General features: G+C 71.8%; 16 protein-coding genes. 10 read left to right on the forward strand and 6 right to left on the reverse strand.

What is annotated here, in order from left to right:
- Positions 1-40: 40 nt before the first annotated feature.
- Positions 41-898, reverse strand: coding sequence for a Gfo/Idh/MocA family protein (locus ACGFY5_RS13365; protein ID WP_392719864.1), 858 nt, complete (start codon positions 896-898; stop codon positions 41-43).
- A 36-nt stretch (positions 899-934) separates the two neighbouring features.
- On the opposite strand from ACGFY5_RS13365, the gene ACGFY5_RS13370 reads away from it, so the two are divergent.
- Positions 935-2,395 (forward strand): cryptochrome/photolyase family protein, encoded by a 1,461-nt coding sequence (locus ACGFY5_RS13370; RefSeq protein ID WP_392719865.1) that lies wholly within the window; start codon positions 935-937, stop codon positions 2,393-2,395.
- 76 nt (positions 2,396-2,471) lie between these two features.
- Here ACGFY5_RS13370 and ACGFY5_RS13375 read toward each other — a convergent pair whose 3' ends face one another.
- Entirely contained in the window at positions 2,472-4,193 is a 1,722-nt protein-coding gene (locus ACGFY5_RS13375; protein WP_392719866.1) for a sensor histidine kinase, read from the reverse strand.
- A 53-nt stretch (positions 4,194-4,246) separates the two neighbouring features.
- Between ACGFY5_RS13375 and ACGFY5_RS13380 the strand changes: the two genes are divergently transcribed.
- Positions 4,247-5,488: an APC family permease gene (locus ACGFY5_RS13380; RefSeq protein WP_392719867.1), complete on the forward strand. Its 1,242-nt coding sequence runs from the start codon at positions 4,247-4,249 to the stop codon at positions 5,486-5,488.
- 219 nt (positions 5,489-5,707) lie between these two features.
- Positions 5,708-7,006, forward strand: a complete 1,299-nt coding sequence (locus ACGFY5_RS13385; RefSeq protein ID WP_392719868.1) for a citrate synthase — start codon at positions 5,708-5,710, stop codon at positions 7,004-7,006.
- A gap of 82 nt (positions 7,007-7,088) precedes the next feature.
- Here ACGFY5_RS13385 and ACGFY5_RS13390 read toward each other — a convergent pair whose 3' ends face one another.
- The gene (locus tag ACGFY5_RS13390; RefSeq protein WP_392719869.1) at positions 7,089-7,433 is read right to left on the reverse strand and encodes a VOC family protein; all 345 of its coding nucleotides are present in this window, start codon (positions 7,431-7,433) and stop codon (positions 7,089-7,091) included.
- Between the two features lie 53 nt (positions 7,434-7,486).
- On the opposite strand from ACGFY5_RS13390, the gene ACGFY5_RS13395 reads away from it, so the two are divergent.
- The gene (locus tag ACGFY5_RS13395) at positions 7,487-8,473 is read left to right on the forward strand and encodes a helix-turn-helix transcriptional regulator (RefSeq protein ID WP_392719870.1); all 987 of its coding nucleotides are present in this window, start codon (positions 7,487-7,489) and stop codon (positions 8,471-8,473) included.
- Here ACGFY5_RS13395 and ACGFY5_RS13400 read toward each other — a convergent pair.
- Positions 8,397-9,065, reverse strand: a complete 669-nt coding sequence (locus tag ACGFY5_RS13400; RefSeq protein WP_392719871.1) for a response regulator — start codon at positions 9,063-9,065, stop codon at positions 8,397-8,399. The genes ACGFY5_RS13395 and ACGFY5_RS13400 overlap by 77 nt on opposite strands.
- The gene (locus tag ACGFY5_RS13405; RefSeq protein WP_392719872.1) at positions 9,062-10,210 is read right to left on the reverse strand and encodes a sensor histidine kinase; all 1,149 of its coding nucleotides are present in this window, start codon (positions 10,208-10,210) and stop codon (positions 9,062-9,064) included. Before ACGFY5_RS13405 ends, ACGFY5_RS13400 begins: the two co-directional genes overlap by 4 nt.
- Positions 10,211-10,352: 142 nt before the next feature.
- On the opposite strand from ACGFY5_RS13405, the gene ACGFY5_RS13410 reads away from it, so the two are divergent.
- The 5 genes from ACGFY5_RS13410 (at position 10,353) to ACGFY5_RS13430 (ending at position 19,987) form a co-directional block, all read left to right on the forward strand.
- Positions 10,353-12,473, forward strand: coding sequence for an MMPL family transporter (locus ACGFY5_RS13410; protein ID WP_392719873.1), 2,121 nt, complete (start codon positions 10,353-10,355; stop codon positions 12,471-12,473).
- Positions 12,474-12,614: 141 nt separating this feature from the next.
- The gene (locus ACGFY5_RS13415) at positions 12,615-13,505 is read left to right on the forward strand and encodes an ABC transporter ATP-binding protein (RefSeq protein WP_392720496.1); all 891 of its coding nucleotides are present in this window, start codon (positions 12,615-12,617) and stop codon (positions 13,503-13,505) included.
- 11 nt (positions 13,506-13,516) lie between these two features.
- Complete coding sequence (locus ACGFY5_RS13420; protein WP_392719874.1) at positions 13,517-14,161, forward strand: ABC transporter ATP-binding protein; 645 nt, start codon at positions 13,517-13,519, stop codon at positions 14,159-14,161.
- Between the two features lie 16 nt (positions 14,162-14,177).
- A complete protein-coding gene (locus tag ACGFY5_RS13425) occupies positions 14,178-17,285 on the forward strand; it encodes an FtsX-like permease family protein (protein ID WP_392719875.1) in 3,108 nt (1,035 codons plus the stop codon).
- Positions 17,282-19,987 carry an FtsX-like permease family protein gene (locus tag ACGFY5_RS13430; RefSeq protein WP_392719876.1) on the forward strand — a complete coding sequence of 902 codons (2,706 nt, stop codon included), beginning with the start codon at positions 17,282-17,284 and terminating at the stop codon, positions 19,985-19,987. Before ACGFY5_RS13425 ends, ACGFY5_RS13430 begins: the two co-directional genes overlap by 4 nt.
- Before the next feature lie 81 nt (positions 19,988-20,068).
- Here the strand turns inward: ACGFY5_RS13430 and ACGFY5_RS13435 are convergent, their stop codons facing one another.
- A complete protein-coding gene (locus ACGFY5_RS13435) occupies positions 20,069-21,034 on the reverse strand; it encodes an aldo/keto reductase (RefSeq protein ID WP_392719877.1) in 966 nt (321 codons plus the stop codon).
- A 77-nt stretch (positions 21,035-21,111) separates the two neighbouring features.
- On the opposite strand from ACGFY5_RS13435, the gene ACGFY5_RS13440 reads away from it, so the two are divergent.
- Positions 21,112-21,681 (forward strand): TetR family transcriptional regulator, encoded by a 570-nt coding sequence (locus ACGFY5_RS13440; protein WP_392720497.1) that lies wholly within the window; start codon positions 21,112-21,114, stop codon positions 21,679-21,681.
- Positions 21,682-21,685: the final 4 nt, after the last annotated feature.

Here is a 21,685-nt window from a genome sequence, read left to right on the forward strand (position 1 = left end):
TAAATCAAGTCTAGCCGGGAACAGATCACGTTTGTGCGGGTCAGAGGGCCTTCTCGGCTGCGGTGAGAAGCTTCTGGAGCAGGACGCCGCGGTGGACGTCGGAGGCCGGGCTCGTGCCGGACGCGATGGCTTCGGCGAAGCTGGTGGCGATGCGGGACCGGAGGGCCATCGGGTCCTCGGCGCCCGGGTCGGCGAGCTCTATACGGCCGGAGTCGGTGATCGCTTCGCACTTCAGCGGCCCGTGCGCGCCGGGCGTCGCGATCGAGAGCACGGCGGAGCTGACCGCGCCGCTCTCGTGCTCGAACGTCACAGCGGTCACGGCACCGGCCCGGCGTGCGTGCACGACGGTCGCGGGACCTCCAGCGGCTTCGAGCAGGTCGAACACGTGCGGTCCGACGTCCTGGAGCGCGGCCTCGGGCTGACGCCACGGCGTGGCGAAGAACGACCCCGGCAGGGCGCCGCTCCCGACGAACTCGGCGCGGAGCACGCGCGGACCGGCCGCCCGCACCTTCTCCACGAACGCCGGCACGGCCGGCGACCACCGGTTGGTGAGCATCAACTGGGTGACGACACCGGCTTCGTCCACGGCCGCAGCGACGCGCTCCGCGTCCTCGATGGTGAACGCGATCGGCTTCTCGAGCAGCAGGTGCTTGCCCGCGGCGGCCGCCTGCGGCGCGAGCGAGGCCTGCACGTTCGGCGGCACGGCGAACGCGACCGCGTCGCAGGTCTCGAGCAACTCCTCGAAGGTCCCGGCGACGGGCACACCCAGCTCTGCCGCGGCCTCGGGCCGCCGCGCCCACACCCCCGCCAGGGTCGTGCCCGGCCCGGCCGCGAGCAGCGGCCCCGTAAAACTCGTCGCCCAGGGCCCAGCCCCGACCAGCCCGACACGCACTGTCATCCCTCGATCCTACGGGCGGCGAAATAGCCTCGGGACGTGGAGAGACGCTGGCTGTTTGCCGACCAGTTGGGACCGCACTTCCTGGACGCGCCGGACCAGCCGGTGCTGCTCGTCGAGTCGAAGGGCGTGTTCCGGCGGCGGGTGTTCCACCGGCAGAAAGCCCACCTGGTGCTCTCCGCGTTGCGTCACCGGGCGCAGGAGGGCGACGACGTCCGGTTCGTCCAGGCCGAGACGTACGCGGAAGCCCTCACCGGCCCGGTCAGCGTGTGCCACCCGACCTCGCGTGCCGCCCGGGCGCTCGTCCAGCGGCTGCCCGACGTGGAGATGCTGCCGCCGCGTGGCTTCGTCACCGAGCCACAGGACTTCGTGACCTGGGCGAACGGCAGGAAGCACCTCCTGCTCGAGGACTTCTACCGCTTCGCCCGGCGTCGTCATGACGTTCTGATGGACGGGGACGAACCCGCCGGCGGGCAGTGGAACCTCGACGCCGAGAACCGGGAACCACCACCCCGCGGCACGACGAAACTCGACGTCCCGGCGCCCCCGACGATCACCGAGGACGCCATCGACGACGAGGTCCGCGCCGACCTCGACCGGTGGCAGCACGACGAGGGCATCGAGTTCGTCGGCAACGACGGGCCGCGCCTGTTCCCGGTCACCCGACGCGAGGCCCTGGCCCGCCTGCGGCACTTCGTCGGGCACCGGTTGACGTCGTTCGGACCGTACGAGGACGCGATGCTCGCGGGCGACCCGCTGATGTCCCACAGCATGCTCAGCGCGTCGATCAACCTCGGGTTGCTGGACCCGCGTGAGGTCGTCGAACGCGCCGAGAAGGCGTACCGCGAGGGCGATGCCCCGCTCGCGTCGGTCGAAGGCTTCACCCGCCAGATCCTCGGCTGGCGCGATTTCGTCTGGCACCTGTACTGGTACTTCGAACCCCGCTACCGCGCGGCCAACGAACTGAACGCCAGGAAAGAACTCCCCGGGTGGTTCGCCGAACTCGACGCCGACGCCGTCGAGGCGCGCTGCCTGTCCGACGTGCTCGCCGGGGTCCGGGACCGCGGCTGGGTGCACCACATCCCCCGCCTGATGGTGCTCGGCAACTACGCGATGCAACGCGGGTGGCGGCCCGGCGCGGTCTCCGACTGGTTCCACCGCTGCTTCGTCGACGGCTACGAGTGGGTGATGACCGCGAACGTCATCGGGATGAGCCAGTTCGCCGACGGCGGCCGGATGAGCACCAAGCCGTACGCGGCGGGCGGCGCCTACATCAACCGGATGAGCGACTACTGCGGCGGCTGCCGCTACGACCCCAAACACCGGACCGGCGACGACGCCTGCCCGTACACGGCCGGGTACTGGAGTTTCCTCGCGCGCCACGAGGAGACGCTCGAGGGCAACCACCGCATGCGCCAACCGTTGCGCGGCCTGCACCGCCTCGACGACCTCCACGCGCTCGTCGAACAGGAGAAGGCCCGCGGCTCCCGCGCGCCCTAGCCGAGCGCCGTCGCGTCGAGAGCCTCGCGCACCGCGCACGCGCGACCCGCCGCGCCCGTCGCGGCGCGCTGGCCGCCTAACCGCTCGGTAGGCTCACCCGGAGGCGGGTTCCGGTGCCCGCCTCGCTCTCGACGAACGTCCGGCCGTGCAGGGCCCGGATCCGGTCGTCGATGCCGGCCAGCCCTCCCCCGGGGATCACCCGCGCCCCGCCCGGCCCGTCGTCGGCGACGAGGCCGTGCAGCCATCCGTCGGCCTCGGTGATCTCGATGCGCACCCGCGCGGTGGGCGCGTACTTCGCGACGTTGGTCAGCCCCTCGCACAGCGCGAAGTACGCCGTCGCCTCCACCGCGGGTGGCTTGCGCCCGGCGTCGACCGCGAGCTGGGCGGCCAGCCCGAGCCGGGCCGCCACTTCGTCCAGGGCAGCACCCAGCCCGTCGGTGCGCAGCACCGACGGGTGCAGTCCGCGCGCCAGCGCCTCGAGGTCGGAGATCGTGCTCAGCACCTCCGCGCGGCACGCTTCCGCCACCGACCGGGCCGGCTCGGGCAGCCCGTCGAGCCGGTCCAGCTGGACGGCCAGCGCGGCCAGCTGCTGCTGCGCGCCGTCACGCAGGTCCTTCTCCAGGCGGTGCCGTTCCGCGGTCTCCCGCTCCTCGACGCGTGCCTGCGCGGCCAGCACCTGCTTCAGCTGCGCGGTCGCCACCGCCTGGAGCTGTGCGGTGAGCAGCGCCTGCGACCCGGCGCGCAGCACGGCGTCGACCATGGTCCGTCTCTGGCGGAGACCGTCGTCGAGCTCCACCAGAGCCAACGGCTGACGGTCGTCGATGCGGGCCTCGGCCATCCAGCGGCCGTCGGCCGCGAACGGATCGGCCACCAAACGACCGCCCCGATCGACGTAACTGCGCTCAGCGGGCACCCAGAACAGCAGTCGCAGCGCAGGGTCGCGCAGCGCGGCGGCGAGCGCGTCGCGCACCGTGGCCACCGACGACGTCGCCGACGTCATCCGGACGACGCGGTGCGGCGCGTTCACCTCGCGCCAGCGTTCCCGCAGCGCCCCCGAGAGCACGGCGAGCGGCACCGCGATCGCCAGCAGGTTCACGACGACGTAGAACGTCAGCAGCGCGTCGAGGTCGGTCCAGGCCTCGGAACCGGTCGTGAGCACCGCGGCGCCGACACCGAAGAACCCGGTCGCGAGCAGCAGCGGGATCACCGGGCCCCGCTCCAGGTCGGACAGGCGCCGAGCGCGTCGGAACAGCAGCACGAGGTACCAGACGACCAGCACCAGCTGGAGCACGATCACGGCCTGGACGGCCCGGTCGAAGATCCACCGCTCCGTCGCGACGTTCGGCCACACGATGTCGGCCTGCAGGCCGTTCCACTCCGGACGGGACACGAGCGCGACGGCCACCTGACCGCCGATCAGCGTGACGACCGCGTACCCGACCCACCCCCGTTCGAGCCGGCCCGTCAGCCGCCCACCGGGATAGAGCAGCACCGCGCTGCCGGCCAGTACATAGGCCGAGCCCTGCGCGAAGAACGAGACCAGCGGCCAGATGCCGCTGTTCCACGCCACGACCCAGGCCAGCGCCGCGCAGAACGCGCCGGCCATCAGCAGCAGACCGGGGCGGCGGCGCCCGTCGTCGCTCCCGGCGAGCAGGCCGCCGGCCGCGGCGAAACCCGCGCAGGACAGGCACGTGAGCAGGGCAGCCGGCAGATGGTGCTGCCAGTACGGCAGGCCGCAGACGAGCGTGAACAATCCGGCCGCCGACCCGGCCAGCAGCGGCACAGCGCGCGGCTTCACCCAGGCATCGTACGGAGTTCCGCCCGGGCGGAAGCCCCTGCCACAGTGTTCGCATGACATCGGGCGCGTTGGCGCGGCGGCTGGGCACGACGGACGCGGTTGTCATCGGGCTCGGCTCCATGGTCGGAGCCGGAGTGTTCGCCGCGTTCGGTCCGGCCGCTCGCGCCGCCGGAGCGGGCCTGCTGATCGGTCTGGCCCTGGCCGCGGTGATCGCGTACTGCAACGCGACGGCGTCGGCCCGGCTGGCGGCCGAGTACCCCACCTCGGGCGGCACGTACATCTACGGCCGGGAGCGGCTCGGGCACTGGTGGGGCTACACGGCCGGTTGGGGCTTCGTCGTCGGCAAGACCGCCTCGTGCGCGGCGATGGCGCTGACGTTCGCCACGTACGCGGTGCCGGGGCCGTGGTGGGTGCAGCGACCGGTCGCGGTGGCCGCTGTCGTCGCCTTGGCAGCGCTCAACTACCGGGGCGTCACCCGAACGGCGTTGCTGACCCGGGCGCTCGTGGCCCTTACCCTCACCGCGCTGGGCGTGGTCGTGATCGCCGGGCTGTCCTCCGGCGTGGACACCGGGAACCTCCACCTCGACGCGAGCCCTTACGGCGTCCTCCAGGCGGCCGGCCTGCTGTTCTTCGCGTTCGCCGGCTACGCGCGCATCGCGACGATGGGCGAGGAGGTGCGCGACCCTGCACGCACGATCCCCCGGGCGATCCCGATCGCGCTGTTCCTCGCGGTCGGTGTGTACGCGATCGTCGGGGTCACCGCATTGCTGGTCGCCGGGCCGGACCGGCTCGCGGCCGCGGCGGCGCCGCTGACCACGCTCGGCGGCCCCGGCCCGGTCGTGCGGGTCGGCGCCGCCGTCGCGTCCCTCGGCGCGCTGCTCGCGCTGATCGCGGGAATCGGCCGCACGACGCTGGCCATGGCGCGCCACGGCGATCTGCCCGGGTGGCTGGCCGGCGTGCACCCGCGGTACCAGGTTCCGCATCACGCCGAGATCGCGCTCGCGATCGTCGTCAGCATCGTGGTCTTGGTAGTCGACGTGCGGGGCGTGATCGGGTTCTCGTCGTTCGGGGTGCTGGTGTATTACGCGATCGCGAACGCGGCAGCCTTTACGCTCCGGCGTAGCGGGTTGTGCGTGCTGGGCGGGGTCGGCTGCCTGGTCCTGGTAGCGACGCTGCCCTGGCAGTCGATCGTCGCCGGGCTGGTCATTTTTGTCATTGGCCTGGCGGGACGGGCGAAATTTCGTGGCGATCGTCACCTTCGGTCCACGCCGTCCGGTTCGAAGGCGGGCTCATGAGGGTCCTGCGCGTCGGTCCGTCATCCGCTTGCTACAGACTGCACTGGACATACCGCAAGGCCGCCCAGCAGGCGAGATATCGGGAGTGTGACCTGTCCCGCACCCGACTTCCGACTCACGGCTGTAACGATGGGTGGATACAGGACCCTCCGGCGAAACCCGTCCGGAACATGGGCCCGCGGCCGCGCACCCTGCACGTCGACATCCGGGAGGAAGAGCATGACCGATGAGCGCAAGGACGACTTCGTACTGCAGTACGGGGACGAAAGCCTGCCGCTGCCGGTGCGCGAAGCCTCTGAGGGCTCCGGCGGCCTCGACATCGCGCCGCTGCTGAAAAAAACCGGCAAGGTCACGCTGGACACCGGTTTCGTGAACACGGCGTCGTGTACGTCGGCGATCACGTACATCGACGGCGACGCCGGCATCCTGCGGTACCGGGGCTACCCGATCGAACAGCTGGCCGAGAAATCGTCGTTCCTCGAGGTCGCGCACCTGCTGATCCACGGCGAGCTGCCGACCGAGACCGAGCTGGCCGACTTCACCGAGGACGTCAAGGAGCACACGCTCATCCGCGAGGAGATGCGTCGCTTCTTCGACGGGTTCCCCCGTGACGCGCACCCGATGGCGGTGCTCTCGTCGGGTGTCAGCGCGCTGTCGACGTTCTATCAGGACAGCCTCGACCCGTTCGACAAGGACCAGGTCGAGATCTCCACGGTTCGGTTGCTCGCGAAGCTACCCACGATCGCTGCGCACTCGTACAAGAATTCGATCGGGCACCCGACGCTCTACCCCGACAACTCGCTCTCGTACGTCGAGAACTTCCAGCGGATGACGTTCGGTCTGCCGACGACGCCGTACGAGGTCAACCCGCTGCACTCGCGGGTGCTCGACATGCTGCTGGTGCTGCACGCCGACCACGAGCAGAACTGCTCCACGTCGACGGTGCGGCTGGTCGGTTCGAGCCAGGCGAACCTGTTCGCCTCGGTGTCGGCCGGGGTGAACGCGCTGTTCGGGCCGCTGCACGGCGGTGCGAACGAGGCCGTGCTGAGCATGCTCAGCAAGATCAACGCCGAGGGCGGTGACGTCGGCTCGTTCGTCAGTGCGGTCAAGGACAAGTCGGCCGGCACCCGTCTGATGGGCTTCGGTCACCGCGTGTACCGCAACTACGACCCGCGGGCGACGATCGTCAAGAAGGCCGCGCGCGAGGTCATCGACGCGATGCCGAACCCGGACCCGATGCTCGACATCGCGCTGCAGCTCGAGGAGATCGCGCTGTCGGACGACTACTTCGTCGAGCGCAAGCTGTACCCGAACGTGGACTTCTACACCGGCCTGATCTACCGGGCGATGGGCTTCCCGCCGCGGATGTTCACCGTGCTGTTCGCCCTGGGCCGGCTGCCGGGCTGGATCGCGCAGTGGCGCGAGATGATCAACGACCCGGCGACGAAGATCGGCCGTCCGCGGCAGGTGTACACCGGCGCGACCGAGCGCGACTACGTGGCGGTCAAGGAGCGCTGAGCCCGCAACCGCGGCGGCCGGTGTCGAACCGGTCGCCGCGGTTTCGGCCGTCTTTCGGCCTGCTGTGATCGGCTGGGTGGACTCAGCGCTTGAAGAAGTTGACGAGGTTGCCGTCGGGGTCGCGCAGGAGCAGCGAGCGGTTGCCCCACGGCATCGTGGTCGGTTCCATGACCACGTCGACGTCGGTGAGCGTTCCGTAGAAGGCATCGACGTCGTCGACGAGGAACTCGACGATGACCGACCGGTTGGTGGCCGGGGTGGCCAGGGGCGCGGTGCGCTCGCTGCCGATCGCGAGCGTCAGGCCGCGCGTGGTGATCGAGGCGAACTCGGGAGTGGCCCAGTCCGCCGGCACCCCGGTCGTCTTCTCGTAGAACCCGACCAGACGGGCGACGTCAGCAGTGATGATCCGAATCGATACGAAGTTCATACTCACACGCTAGAACCAATACCGGACAGAACCCGCCCGGTATTGTCGCGGGCATGGTCAGACCCACCGCACGGGTGCTCTCGCTGCTGGAGTTGCTGCAGTCCGGTGGCACCCGCACGGTCGGTGACCTGGCCGAACGACTCGGCGTCGACGAGCGCACCGTCCGCCGGTACGTGCAGCACCTGCTCGACCTCGACGTGCCGATCGAGTCGGTGCGCGGCCGCTACGGCGGCTACCGTCTGGCCCGGGGTCACCGCCTGCCCCCGCTGATGTTCAGCGAGGACGAGGCCCTGGCGGTGGTGCTCAGCCTGACCACGGCGGGAACCAGGGACGCCGCGCACGAAACCGCCCAGGCCAAACTTCGCCGCGTCCTCCCCGCGGCGTTGGCCCAGCGACTCGACGCCGTTCTCGAATCGGTGTCGTGGACCTCCCGCGGCACAGCCCGCACACCGGACGGCGAAACCTTGCTCCCCCTGGCTGCCGCCGTCCGCGACCACCAGCCGGTGCGGCTGAGCTACACCTCCGCCGACGGTCGGCACAGCGACCGCACGCTGCACCCGCACGCGCTCGTCGTCCACTCCGACCACTGGTACGTCACCGGCACCGACCCCGACGCGGGCGACCGCACGCTGCGCCTCGACCGCATCACGAACGTCCACACCCTGCCCGGCACGTTCGACCCGCCGGCGGAGCACGACCCCGCCGAACGGCTCCTCCACCGGCTCGCGACGGTGCCCTACCGCCACCACGTCCGCCTGCGGGTCCACGCCACCGCGGCACAGGTCCGTCGCCGGCTGCCCGCCGGTCTCGCGGTCCTGCACGAGAACGAGCACTGGATCGACGTCGAACTGCGCGTCGACAGCCTGGACTGGCTTCCCGCGGTTCTGGCCTCCCTCGACGCACCGTTCGAGATCGAGCAGCCCGACGAGCTGCGGCACCTCGTCGCCGCGTTCGCCGATCGGCTCAGGGAATGGGCCCCGGCACGACCAGGCCACTCTGGTACGCGACCACCACCAGCTGCGCCCGATCGCGGGCGTTGAGTTTGGTCATCGCACGGTTGACGTGCGTCTTCGCGGTGAGCGGCGAGACCGTGAGCCGGGCGGCGATCTCCTCGTTGGACAGTCCGTGGGCGACCAGGACGAGCACCTCGCGTTCGCGGTCGGTGAGGTACTTCAGGCCGGGGTACTCCGGGGCGTCGGGGCGCCGCTGGGCGATGAACCGGGCCACGAGTCCCCGGGTCGCGCGCGGGGAGAGCAGCGCCTCGCCGTCGGCGACCACCCGGATCGCCGCGACCAGGTCGTCGGGGGCGACGTTCTTGCCGAGGAAACCGCTGGCGCCGGCTTCGAGCGCGAGCACCACGTTGTCGTCCTCCTCGAACGTCGTGAGGACGAGCACGCGCACGCCGGCGAGTCGGTCGTCCTCGCCGATGCGGCGGGTGGCTTCGATGCCGTCCATCGTCGGCATGCGCAGGTCCATCAGGACGACGTCAGCCATCGCGCGGTAGGCGAGGTCGACCGCGGCTTTGCCGTCCTCGGCCTCACCGACGACCTCGAGCCCCGGCTCGGCGTCGATGATCATCCGGAATCCCGCGCGGATCAACGCCTGATCATCCACCAGCAGTACCCGGATCACCGGTCCTCCTCGGCCGAACTGCCCGAGGCCAGGGCGCGCGCGCCGATGGGCAGGGTCGCGTGCACACGGAACGCACCGTCGGTCGTCGGCCCGGCGGTCAGCGTGCCGTGGGCGGCCGACGCACGTTCATGCATGCCGAGGAGGCCGAACCCCGATCCCGCGGTCGCGGCGGGCCGCGTCCGGTTCGCCACCTCGATGGACAACTCCTCGGCGTCGAACGTCACCGTGAGCGACGCCGCGCCGTCGCCGTACCGGTGGGCGTTGGTCAGGGCCTCCTGAACGATCCGGAACGCGGTGATGTCGGTGATCGTCGGCAACACCGCCGACTCTCCGGTTCGGGAGAACGACACCCGGAACCCCATCGCCCGGAAGTCCTCCAGCAACGCCGGCAACCGGTCCATCCCCGGAGTGGGCTCCGTACTCGTGACCTCGTTCGGATCACGCAACACCCCCACCACCGACTGGATCTCGGTCAGCACCGTGTCCGCCGCCGACCGGATGTGCGTCAGCACCGGCCACACCTGCTCCGGATCCGAGCGCAACACGTGCGTCGCGGCCCCGGCCTGCACCGAGATCACCGCGATGTGGTGCGCAACCACGTCGTGCAGCTCCCGCGCGATCCGCAGCCGCTCGTCGATCACGCGTCGCCGCGCCTCCTCCTCGCGCGTGAGCTCGGCCTGACGCGCACGCTCCATCACCTCGGCGACGTACGCGCGCCGCGACCGGGCGGAGTCCCCGATCGCCGCTCCCCCGAACACCCAGACCGGCAGTGCCAACGAGTTCAGACCCCACCACTCGGAAAAGTACAGGAACAGGCCGGGGAGGCAGATGGTCGCGGACACCACGAACGCGTAGAGCCAGGGACGGCGCCCGTCGAGCTCGAGCGCGACCGAATACATCAGCACGCCGAGCAGGAGAGCCAGCGCCGGGAACAGGTGACCGAACATCACCCCCACGGCCACGATCCCGGTGACGACCACGAGCGTCGCCGTCGGATAACGGCGGCGCAGCAGGATCGCCACGACGCCGATCGCGGCGAGCGGGAACCGCCACGGCATCTCGACGGTCTGCTCCGACTGGAGACCCAGGAACACCACCAGCGCCGCGATCAGCAGGTCTACCAGCAGTTCCCGATGTCGCCTCATCGCTTACGACAGTAAACGAGCACGTCGGATGCCACCTCGTCCGCTCGCGGTACGTGCCGTCGGCGTGGATACCGCGGTTGTAGTAGGGCTCGGCCTGCGTTCGCACGACGACGACGCACGTCGCCCCAGCGATCGTCGATGCGTGGCTACTCTCCTGTACCGGCTGGGCCGGTTCTCGTATCGGCGGCGTGGACGTGTGACCGCCGTCTGGGTCGTGCTGTTGGTGTTGTTCGGCGTGGGTGCGGCCACCTTGTCGGGGCCCACGGAAGAGGCGCTCTCGATTCCCGGCACGGAGTCGTCGCGGGCGATGGATGTCATCGCCGAGAAGATGGGGACCGGGGCCGGGGACAACGCGTCGGCGAACGTGGTGTTCACGGGCTCGGATCTCACCGGGGCCTCGCAGCGGGCCGCGATCGCCGGGGCCCTCGCGGAGCTGCGTGAGCTTCCGGACGTCGCTGCGGTGGCTGAGCCGGTCGTCTCCGCGGACCGGCAGACTGCGTACGCGACCGTCGCGTACGGCGTCTCTCCGGTCGATCTTCCTGACGACGCGCGCGACGCGTTGCTGGATGCCGGCCGGTCCGCGGAGTCGGCGGGGATCGCGGTGGAGTTCTCCGGGACGGCGGCTCAGGAGGGCGGGGAGGCTCCCGTCGGTGAGGTGCTCGGGGTCGTCGTCGCGGCGCTCGTTCTGGTGCTGACGTTCGGCTCGCTGGTCGCGGCAGGGTTGCCGTTGCTCACGGCGTTGATCGGGGTCGGGCTCGGGATGCTCGGGATCCAGGTCGCGACCGGGTTCTTCGATCTGAGCGCGACGACGTCGACGCTCGCGCTGATGCTGGGGCTCGCGGTCGGGATCGACTACGCGCTGTTCATCCTGTCGCGGTACCGCCACGAGCTGCGCGAGGGGCGCAGCGGCGAGGACGCCGCGGGCCGCGCGATCGGCACCGCTGGTTCCGCCGTGGTCTTCGCGGGCCTCACCGTGGTCATCGCACTGGCCGCCCTCTCCGTGGTCGGCATCTCCTTCCTCACCTCCATGGGCCTGGCCGCCGCAGCCACCGTAGCCATTGCTGTCCTGATCAGCCTGACCCTCCTCCCCGCCCTCCTCGGCTTCGCGGGCACGAAGGTCCTGCCCCGGCGCGAGGCACGTAAGCAGCCTCGCGCTCCCCTCGGCGCGCGGTGGGCCAAGGCTGTGGTTCGGCATCGGGTCGGGGTGGTGCTGGCGGCTACCGGGATCCTGGTGCTGACGGCGGTGCCTGCGCTCGATCTGCGGCTCGCGTTGCCCGACGACGGGTCCGCACCGACCACCACGACGCAGCGCAAGGCCTACGACCAGCTCAGCGAGGGCTTCGGCGCGGGCTTCAACGGGCCGCTCCTCGTGCTGGTGCAAGCCGCCCCGGGCCAGGCCGACGCCACCGCCACGGAAGCGGCCACGCTCCTCACGGCCCTCGACGACGTCGTCGCGGTCACCCCACCGACCGTGAACCCGGCCGGCGACACCGCCCTGATGACCGTGATCCCCGGGGGCGGCCCCAACGACGAAAGTACGAAAAAACTCGTCGAAGCGATCCGGGACCTCCCCGCCCCACTAGCGGTCACCGGCGCCACCGCAGTCGGCATCGACGTTTCCGACAAGCTCACCGACGCCCTCGCGCCGTACCTGGCGGTCGTCGTCGGCCTGGCGTTCCTCCTGCTCATGCTGGTGTTCCGCAGCATCGCCGTACCCCTCAAAGCGACGCTGGGCTTCCTGCTCTCGATCGCGGCCACGTTCGGCGCGACCGTCGCGGTGTTCCAGTGGGGCTGGCTGGCGAGCGTCCTCGGCGTCGACACGACCGCGCCGATCGTCAGCATCATGCCGATCTTCCTCGTCGGCATCCTGTTCGGCCTGGCGATGGACTACGAAGTCTTCCTCGTGACGCGTGCACGCGAGGAATTCGTCCACGGCGCCGACCCGGACGACGCCGTGATCAGCGGTGTCAGCCACGGGGCCCGGGTCGTCAGCGCGGCCGCGGTCATCATGATCAGCGTCTTCGCCGGCTTCATCCTCAGCCCGGAGCCGATCATCAAGTCGCTCGGGTTCGCGCTCGCGTTCGGCGTCGCCGTGGATGCATTCGTCGTTCGCATGACGATCGTGCCCGCCGTGCTCTCCCTGCTCGGCAGGTCCGCGTGGTGGCTTCCCGATTGGCTGGACCGCCTCCTCCCCGACATTGACGTGGAGGGCACGAGCCTCACGAAGCCAGACGTCTCACCGGTAGCAGTACGAGTCGGATGACGCGTCGCCACCCGGCAGGCGGATCCGGTGCACGCGTCGGCCGCGGAACGCTTCCCCGTTGAGGTATCGCGGGCGAGTGCGACAGTAGTCCGGGCAAGCCGTAGTGTGAGCGCTGTCACCGGGCCGGGAGGTAGCTTGTCTCTGTCGTTGCCTGCTCCTCCTCCCAGGGCACCGGAGTTCGGCGCGGACGCGCTGATCGTCTGCGAGAGCCTGGTCCGGATCTACCAGTCGGGCCCGGTCGAGGTGCAGGCGCTGCAGGGGCTCGACCTGCTCGTCAACCGCGGTGAGATGGTCGCCGTCGTCGGTGCGTCCGGTTCGGGCAAGTCGACGCTGCTCTCGATCCTCGCGGGCATCGACGCGCCGACCGCCGGGCGGGCACGCGTCGGCACGTGGGACCTGCTGGCGATGTCACGCCGGGACCGGGTGCAGTACCGGCGGCACACCGTGGGCTTCGTCCGCCAGCAGACCGCGACGAACCTCGTGCCGTACCTGACCGCCCGGCAGATGGTCGACCTGCCGATGACCGCCGCCCGCGTTCCCGCCGCCACCCGCACGGCCCGCAGCCTGGACCTGCTGGGAACGCTCGGCGTGGCGGACTGCGCCGACCGCCGCCCCGGTCAGCTCTCCGGCGGCCAGCAGCAGCGGGTCGCGATCGCGGTGGCGCTCGCCAACGAGCCCGAGGTGCTGTTCGCCGACGAACCGACCGGTGAGCTCGACACGGCCACGTCGGCCGAGGTGTTCGGCGCGATGCGGAACGTCAACCAGGAGCTCGGCGTCACGGTCGTCGTCGTCACGCACGACCCGGAGGTCAGCGGGCAGGTGGAGCGCACGGTCGCGATCCGCGACGGCCGCACCAGCAGCGAGGTGCTGCGCCGGACCAACGGCGAGGAGCTCGTCGCCGAGGAGTACGCGGTGATGGACCGCGCCGGCCGCGTGCAGATCCCGCGCGACTACCGCGAGGCGCTGGCGCTCACCCGCCGGGTGCGGCTGGCGCTGGAGTCCGACCACGTCACGATCCGGCCCGACGCGTGAGCCTCCTTGCCGTGAGGAACGTGCACCGCACGTTCGGGACCGTGCACGCGCTCCGCGACATCTCGTTCGAGGTGGAACCGGGGACGATGGTCGCGCTCGTGGGCCGCTCCGGCTCCGGCAAGACGTCGCTGCTGAACATCGTCGGCGGGCTGGACCGGCCGGACGAGGGCACGGTGACCGTCGACGGCGTCGACGTCACCGCGCTGGACGAGGACGGGCTCTCGCAGCTCCGGCGCGAGCGGGTCTCGTACGTCTTCCAGACGTTCGGCCTGATCCCGGTCCTGTCGGCCGCCGAGAACATCGGGGTGCCGCTGCGGCTCGCGCGCCTCGACCGGAAGGAGCGGGAGAAGCGGGTGCAGTTGCTGCTGGAGCTGGTCGGTCTCGCCGACCACGCGCAGCAGCGCCCCGGCGAGCTCTCCGGCGGCCAGCAGCAGCGCGTCGCGATCGCGCGGGCCCTCGCCGCGTCGCCCCGGCTGCTGATCGCCGACGAACCGACCGGCCAGCTCGACGCCGAGACCGGCCTCGCGGTGATGGCGCTGATCAAGGGTGTGGTGGAGTCCGAGGGTGTCACCGCGCTGGTCGCCACCCACGACCCGGTGATGATGGCGCCGGCCGACCGGGTCGTGCACATCGCGGACGGACAGCTGGCTCTGTGATCAGACAGCCAGAACAGTGATCCGCCTGCTGCCGCGGCGGGCTCGGGCGCAGTGGGCCCTGCTCGCCTGCCTGCTCAGCGTCCTGACGCTCGGCGCGACGCTGCTCGGCACGTGCGCGCTGCTGGTGACCCGCACGTCCGAGCGGGCCGTGGAGGTGGCCGCGTCCCGCACCGACCCGGTCGACGTCCGGGCCACCGCGTACACGGTGACGATCAAGGCCGCCGACGCGCGGTCGGTGGCCGACGACGCCCGCGACGTCCTGCTCGACGCGGTGGCGCCGTTCCGCGCGACCACGACCACCCGGGCGAGCGCCGTGATGCAGCGGATCCCGGCGGCCACCGACGACCGCCGCGGCCTGCTGAGCGAGGCGTACCTGTCCGGCGTCGATGATCTCGACGACGGAGCCACCCTGGTGGCCGGACGCTGGCCGCGGACCGGCGCGGGCGAAGCCGTTCTGTTCGACACCACGGCGCGGCTCCTCGGCGTGACGGTCGGCGGCACGCTGGGGCTGGGGACGCAGATCGGCCGGGAAACCGCTCAGCCGCTCGACGTGACGGTCGTCGGGCTGGTGCGCCCGCTGCCCGACTCCGGCTGGGACCGGGACCCACTCGGCGGAGCGGGGTTCGACCCGAAGCCGGCCGACGCGATCTACGCGCCGCAGGTCAACGCGTACGGGCCGATCCTGGTGACGCTCGACGACCTGCTGTCCAGCGGCTCGTCGCTCGACCGGCTCGAGGTCACCGCACGGCCGGACCTCTCCGCGCCGACCGGACGCGACCTGGACCGGCTGACGCAGGCACTGCTCGGCGCCGACCGGCGGCTGTCGGGGACGCTCGGCCAGCGCGTCCAGTACGAGCGGATCACGTCGCCGATCCCCGACACGGTTCTCGACGCCCGGGGCCAGCAGGAGCTGATCTCGGGGTCCGTGCTCGCGTTCGCGCTGATCGGGGTCCTGCTCACCGCGATCGCCCTGGCCCTGGCCGGACGGCTGGCCACGGGAGTGCGGGCCGAGGAGACGGCGCTGCTCGCCGCGCTGGGCACGAGCCCGAGGCAACTGGCCGCGGTGTCATCTCTCGAGGCGGCGATCCTGGCGGGGCTCGCGGCGGTGCTGTCGATCCCGGCATCTTCGCTGCTCCACGCCGCGCTGACGCGGCTTCCCCCGCTGTCGGGAGCAGGACTCGGAGCTGATCCCACGGTCACCGGCGCGCAAGTCCTGGCCGTCGTGGGCGGCGCGGTGGCGCTCGCAGTCCTCCACGTCGTACTGGCAGTGCGGCGCGCCCCCGACAGCGGTGACCGCCGGTCGCGGCGGGAACTGCTCGCCCGGTCCGGCGGGGACGTGCTCCTGTGTGCCCTGGCCGTGCTCGGCTGGTGGCAGCTCCACGCCCAGCCCGACGGCGCCGACACCCGGACCGACGTCGTGCGGGTGCTCGCCCCGGCGTTGATCCTCGCGGCGTGCGTGGCGATCATCCTCCGGTTGCTCCCGCCAGTGCTGCGCCGAACCGAACGCCTCGCAGCAGGAGTACGCGGGCTGGTCCTGCCCCTCGCCGCGTTCCAGGCCGCGCGTCGACCGCAGGCGTTCGCGGCCGGGCTGCTGATCGGGCTGGCCTGCGCGGCCGCGACGTTCGGAACGGCGTTCGGTGCGACGTGGACGGCGTCGCAGCACGACCAGGCCGATCTGGCGGTGGGGACCGATTTGGCGGTGACGCTCACCGAGCCGCCGACGGCGGGCCAGACCGCCGTTGTCCGAGCGGCTACGGGGGGTGTGGTGAGTCCGGTCGCTGTCCGTCACGTCGCGGTGGGCCAGTACCTCGGTGGGCCCGGCGACGCTCCGGAGCTGATCGCCGTGGACACCCCGCACGCGGACGCAGTGGTGCGGGGGCGCACCGGCGGGACCTGGGACGGACTCGCCCCGACGACAGCGGTGACCGGTCCGGCGCTGACCAGGGGCGACGTCCTGACGGTCACCGGCACCGCCACCGACGGGCCGCTCCTGGTCACCCCGCGGTTCGTGCTGCAGGACGACGCCGGCCTGCGCACCACCTGCGACGGACCGCCCGTGCCCCTCGACGGGAAGCCGCACGCCGTGCCGAACTGCGCGCCGATCGCCGGGCTGCGCCTGGTGGCGCTGTCGCTGCCGGTCACCGGCCTGCCGCAGCGCGGGGCGCTGTCGACGATCGGCGTCGCGGTCCGGCTGCCCGGTGCGCCGTTCCCCGCGCCGTGGCGGATGGGCGTGGCGTCGCCGGGGTCCGGTCAGGTCTCGGCGTCGTCGCTCACCACGGCCGGCGCCGAGCTCCGCGTCACAGCGACGGTGAACTTCAGGGATCCCCGCGAGGGCAGCCGCACACTGGTCGCGACCGGGTTTCCCGAGCTCGGTCCGGTGCCGGTCGTGGTCTCCGAGCGGCTCGCCCGCGCGGTGGGCGCGAAGCCCGGAGCGAAGCTGAGCCTCTCGTTCGGTACGACGCCGATCGAAGCCGTCGTGAAGCGGATCGTGCCGCGGGTCCCGTCCGCGCCGACCACGGCCGCGGCGCTGGCCGATGTGGACGCACTGTCGCGAGCCCTGATCGTCCGCGGGAACCTCGACGCGCCGGTCACGGCGTGGTGGGTCGGGAACCCCCGCTCGTCCGCCGACGACCTGCACCTCGGCCAGGTCACGACCCGGGCGGACGAGACCGAGCGGCTGGCCGGCGGCCCGCTGCGCGCGTCGCTTCCCGCGGTGCTCCGCGTGGTCGTCGCCGCATCGGTGCTGCTGCTGTTCGGCGGTGTGGTGCTGCACGTCGCCTACGACGTCCAGCTCCGCGCTCTGGAGGTCGCGCGGCTGCGCGGACTGGGCATGTCCCGGCGCGACATCCGTTCGGCGCTGCTGCTCGAGCACGCCGCCGTGCTGCTGCCGCTGCTGATCGCGGGTGCCGTGGTCGGCGCGGCCGCCACCTGGGCGGTCACGCCACTGCTGATCCGCTCCGACACCGGGGCAGCGCCGGTACCGCCGGTCGTCGGGCACTGGCCGTGGCTCGCGATCTGCGGACTGCTCACGTTGCTGGTCGTCGGATCGGGGTTGGCGGTGGCCGCGGTGGTGACCGTCCAGGCCCGCCGCGCCGACGCCGCCCACCTGCGGGTGGCGTCATGATCCACTGGCCCAGCATTCATTGGCCCAGCATTCATTGGCCCAGCATCCACTGGCCCAGCGTTAGGGGGCGCGCCCGCGCCGACCGCGGCCCGCTCCTGCTGGTCGCCGCCGTCGTCCTCGTCGTGACGCTGCTCGCGGCGGCCGTCCCGCCGCTGATGCGCTCCACCGCCGACGACGCCGCCCGCGACTCGATCCGCCGCGCCGGTCCGGACGCCGCCGTGCAGGTCGAGGCCCTGTTCAACGACGACTACGGGCCGACCGGCGGGCGGCTGCGCGACGACGACCTCGCCGGGGACGTCGAGAACGTCCAGCGGGTGGCGGTCGACAAACTCGTCCCGGAGCTGCGCACCGCGCTCCGGGCACCCGTCACGGCCGTCACCAGCGTTTCGCTGCTGGTCACCGACGGCAGCGTCCAGCGGCGCTTCCAGCTCAACTACGTGCTCAACGACCACGGCGGCCCAGCCGTGACTTGGCTCGCCGGCCACGCGCCCCGCGGCACCGCGGAGGGCGACGTCGAAACGCCGTACGCCGGACCGCCGTGGGAAGCCCAGGTGGGTCTGTCGGAGGCCAACGCCGCCGCGCTGAACCTGCGCCCCGGCGACCACATCGAGCTCCAGGACGAGCAGCGCAACCCGTACAACGTCCTGGTCAGCGGCATTTTCCGGCCGGTCGACGCGAACGACGCCGCGTGGGGAACCGTCCCCTGGGTGCTGCGTCCGGTACCCGGTCTGGACGGAGCGGGCACCACCCGGATGGGCGGACTGCTCTCCGCGGAGTCCCTTCCGGACGGGCGGCTCGCGCTGCTGCCCGACCAGTTCCGGCGCACGGTCTGGTTCACGCCCGACGCGGACGCGCTCACCTGGGACTCCGCACAGCGGCTCGCCGACACGGTCACCGCACTCAAGGCCGGCTCCGGGTCGTCGGCCCAGACCGACGCCGCGCTGAAGTGGGACACCCAGCTCGACGGAGTGCTGCGCGACGTGCAGCAGCAGGTGACCGCTGCGCAAGCCCAGGCGTCCGTGCTGCTGATCGCGGTACTGGCCGGAGCCGTACTGGTGCTGCTCCTGGCCGCGGACCTGCTCGCGCGTCGACGTTCCGCGGCGCTGATCACCGCCCGTGAGCGCGGTGCCTCGCTGCCGGGCGTCGCGAGTGAGCTGTTGCTGGAGTCGTTGGCGGTCACCCTGCCGGCGGTGGCCCTCGGGCTCGGGTTGTCGGCGCTGTTCGCCGGTGGTGCGGCGCTTCCCGGCGCGGCAGTGGTGGGCGGAGCCGCCCTCGTCGCCGGGCCGGTGTTCGGCACGCTGGTCGCCGCCCGGGCCACCCGCGACCGTCGCGCGCCCGCGAATCGTGCCGCGCGTCGCTGGCAGGAACGCACGCGCCAACTGCGTCGTGCCGCGGTCGACGTCGCGTTCGTGGCCGCGGCGGCCGGTGCGGTCGTCGCGCTACGCCAACGGGGTGTCGAGGGCGGGTCGCTCGCGGCGGCCGCACCCGCGCTCGGCCTGGTCGCGGGCACGTTGCTGCTGCTGCGGTCGATGCCCGCCGGGATCGGGCTGGTCCTGCGTCAGACGCTGCGGTCCCGGCTCGCGTTGGCCGTGTTCGGCGCGGCACGGGCGGCAGCGACGGCCGCCCGCGCGCTCCCGTTGCTGGTCCTGGTGACGACGATCGGACTCGCCACGTTCGCGCTGACGCTCGACACGACCGCTGCGCGGGGCACGGTGGAGGGCGCGTGGCGCACTGTCGGCGCCGACGCCCGCCTGGACGTGGCCGCCGACGCCACCGGCACCACCGCCGATCTGGCCCGCACGATCGGCGCCGCGCCCGGCGTCACCCAGGTCGCTACGGCGCAGATCGACGACAGCGTGCGCGTGATCGCGGGCGCCGACCAATTCACGCCGAGCTTGATGATCACGGACGCGGCCGCGCTCGAGCGGCTGCTGGCGGGCAACCCGCTGCCGGACGCGCCGGACCTGAACCGGCTGAAGCGCACGAGCCCGATCCCGGTGCTGGTGCGCACGCACGACGACAGCCTGCGCCCCGGAATGTCGATCCAGTTGATCCGGGAGAGCACCAAACCCCTCGACCTCGTCGCCGTCGGTGTCGCACCCGCTGTCAACGACGACGAGGACGTGATCGTGATGGACGCCAGTGCGGCGCCGGACGACTACGTGCCGAACACGATCTGGGCGAACGGGCCGGGCGCGGCCCACGCGATGGCCGACGCCGAGGGACGGGTTCTGACGCAGGCCGCGGTGCTCCACGATCGACAGGTCGCCCCGCTGAACGCCGGCCTGACTCTGCTGGAACGGGCGGCCGCCGCGACCCTGCTGCTCCTGGGCCTGCTCGGCTTCGCGCTGAGCGCCGCGGCCAGCGCCCCGGAGCGGTGGGTGACACTCGCGCGACTGCGCACGCTCGGCCTGCGGCCGCGCGACACCCATCGGGTCGCGGCTGCCGAGTTGCTGCCACCGGTGCTGGTCGCGATCGTCTGCGGGCCCCTGCTGGGGCTCCTGCTCGTGAAGCTGACGTTCGGCGCGCTGTCGCTCCGCACGCTGACCGATCAGACCGAGGACCCCGTCACCGTGCTCCCGTGGTGGCCGCTCGGCGCGATGGCGGTCACGATGATCGGGATGCTGGCGGCGATCGTGGCCGCCGAGGCAGCCACCCGCCGGAAACGCCGCCTGGGCGACGTCCTCCGCGTGGGCGGATAGCTCAGTGGGCGGCTAGCTCAGTGGGCGGCTAGCTCAGTGGGCGGCTAGCTCAGTGGGCGGCTAGCTCAGTGGGCGGCTAGCTCAGTCCCAGGTCGGGACCATCCCGCCGCCGTAGCGGGCGCCGAAGCTGCCGTCGGGTAGGACCTCGCGGATCGTGGCCAGGTCCTCGTCGGTGAGCTTCACCTCGGCGGCGGCCGCGTTCTCCTCGATGCGCGCGACGCTGCGGGTGCCGGGGATCGGCACGACGTAGTCGCGCTGCGCGAGCAGCCACGCCAGGGCGAGCTGGGCGGCGCTGATGCCCTTCGACTCGGCGAGCGCGCGCAGCTTCTCGACCGCCTCGACGTTCTTCTCGTAGTTGCCCGGCTGCCAGCGCGGGTCGAGGTCGTGGCGCATGTCGGTCGGGTCGTACTCGCTGGCGGGCTTGACGGCACCGGTCAGGAACCCGCGTCCGAGCGGTGAGTACGCGACGAAGCCGATGCCGAGCTCCTCCAGTGTGCCGAACAGCTGCTCGACGTCACGCTCGAACACCGAGTACTCGGTCTGCAGCACCGAGACCGGCTGCACGGCGTGTGCCCGCCGGATCGTCTGCGACCCGGCTTCGCTCAGCCCGAAGTAGCGCACCTTGCCGGCGTCGATGAGTTCCTTGACGGTGCCCGCGACGTCCTCGATCGGTACCTGCGGGTCGACGCGGTGCTGGTAGAGCACGTCGATCGTGTCGATGCCGAGGTAGCGCAGGCTGTTCTCGGTGACCTGGCGGATGTGGTCCGGCCGGCTGTCGAAGCCGAATTCGCGGGTGAAGCCGAACTTCGTGGCGATGACGACGTCGTCGCGGACGTCCTGGAGCGCGCGGCCGACGATCTGCTCGCTCTCGCCCCAGCCGTAGAGCTCCGCGGTGTCGAAGAACGTGACGCCGACCTCGTAGGCACGGCGGATCGTCGCGATGCTGGCCTGCTCGTCGCTGGGTCCGTAGGCCATCGAGACCCCCATGGCGCCGTAGCCCAAAGCCGAGACGGTGAGTCCCTGGGTACCCAGTGAACGTTGCTGCATGGTTCCTCCTGAGCCAAACCAAACGGTTCGGTTTGACCGTACTCCCGAACCAATCGGTTCGGTAGCCTGCAACCGTGATGTCCGACTCCACCCGCGAGCGCATCGTCGCCGCGGCCCGCGCCGAGTTCGCCCAGCACGGCATCGCCGGCGCGCGGGTAGCGCGGATCGCCGCGAACGCCAAGACGAGCAAGGAACGCGTCTACGCGTACTTCAGCAGCAAGGAAGCCCTGTATCGCGAGATCACGGTGCAGGAGCTCGCGGCGATCGCCCGCGCCACCCGCATCGACGTCGCCGATCTGCCCGGGTACGCCGGGCGGGTGCACGACTACTTCACCGAGCACCCCGAGCGGGCCCGGCTCCTGGCCTGGGGCCGCCTGGAGCTCAGCGCCGCCGAAGAGGACGACCCGCTCCGACGTGCCGTCAAGGGCAAGCTGCACCAGCTGCGCAAGGCCCAGGACACCGGTCACCTCGACCCGTCCTGGGACCCCGTCGACGTCCTCATGCTGATCAACCAGATGGCGATGACCTGGGCCGACCAGCCCGACTTCGTCGCGGCCGTGCCCGAAGCCGACCGCGAGACCTACCTGGCCGCCCGGCGCGCAGCGATCGTCACCGCCGTGGAACGCTTGTTTCCTGCCGCGACCTGACGGG

It is taken from the genome of Cryptosporangium sp. NPDC048952 (genome assembly GCF_043197895.1).
GTDB lineage: Bacteria > Actinomycetota > Actinomycetes > Mycobacteriales > Cryptosporangiaceae > Cryptosporangium.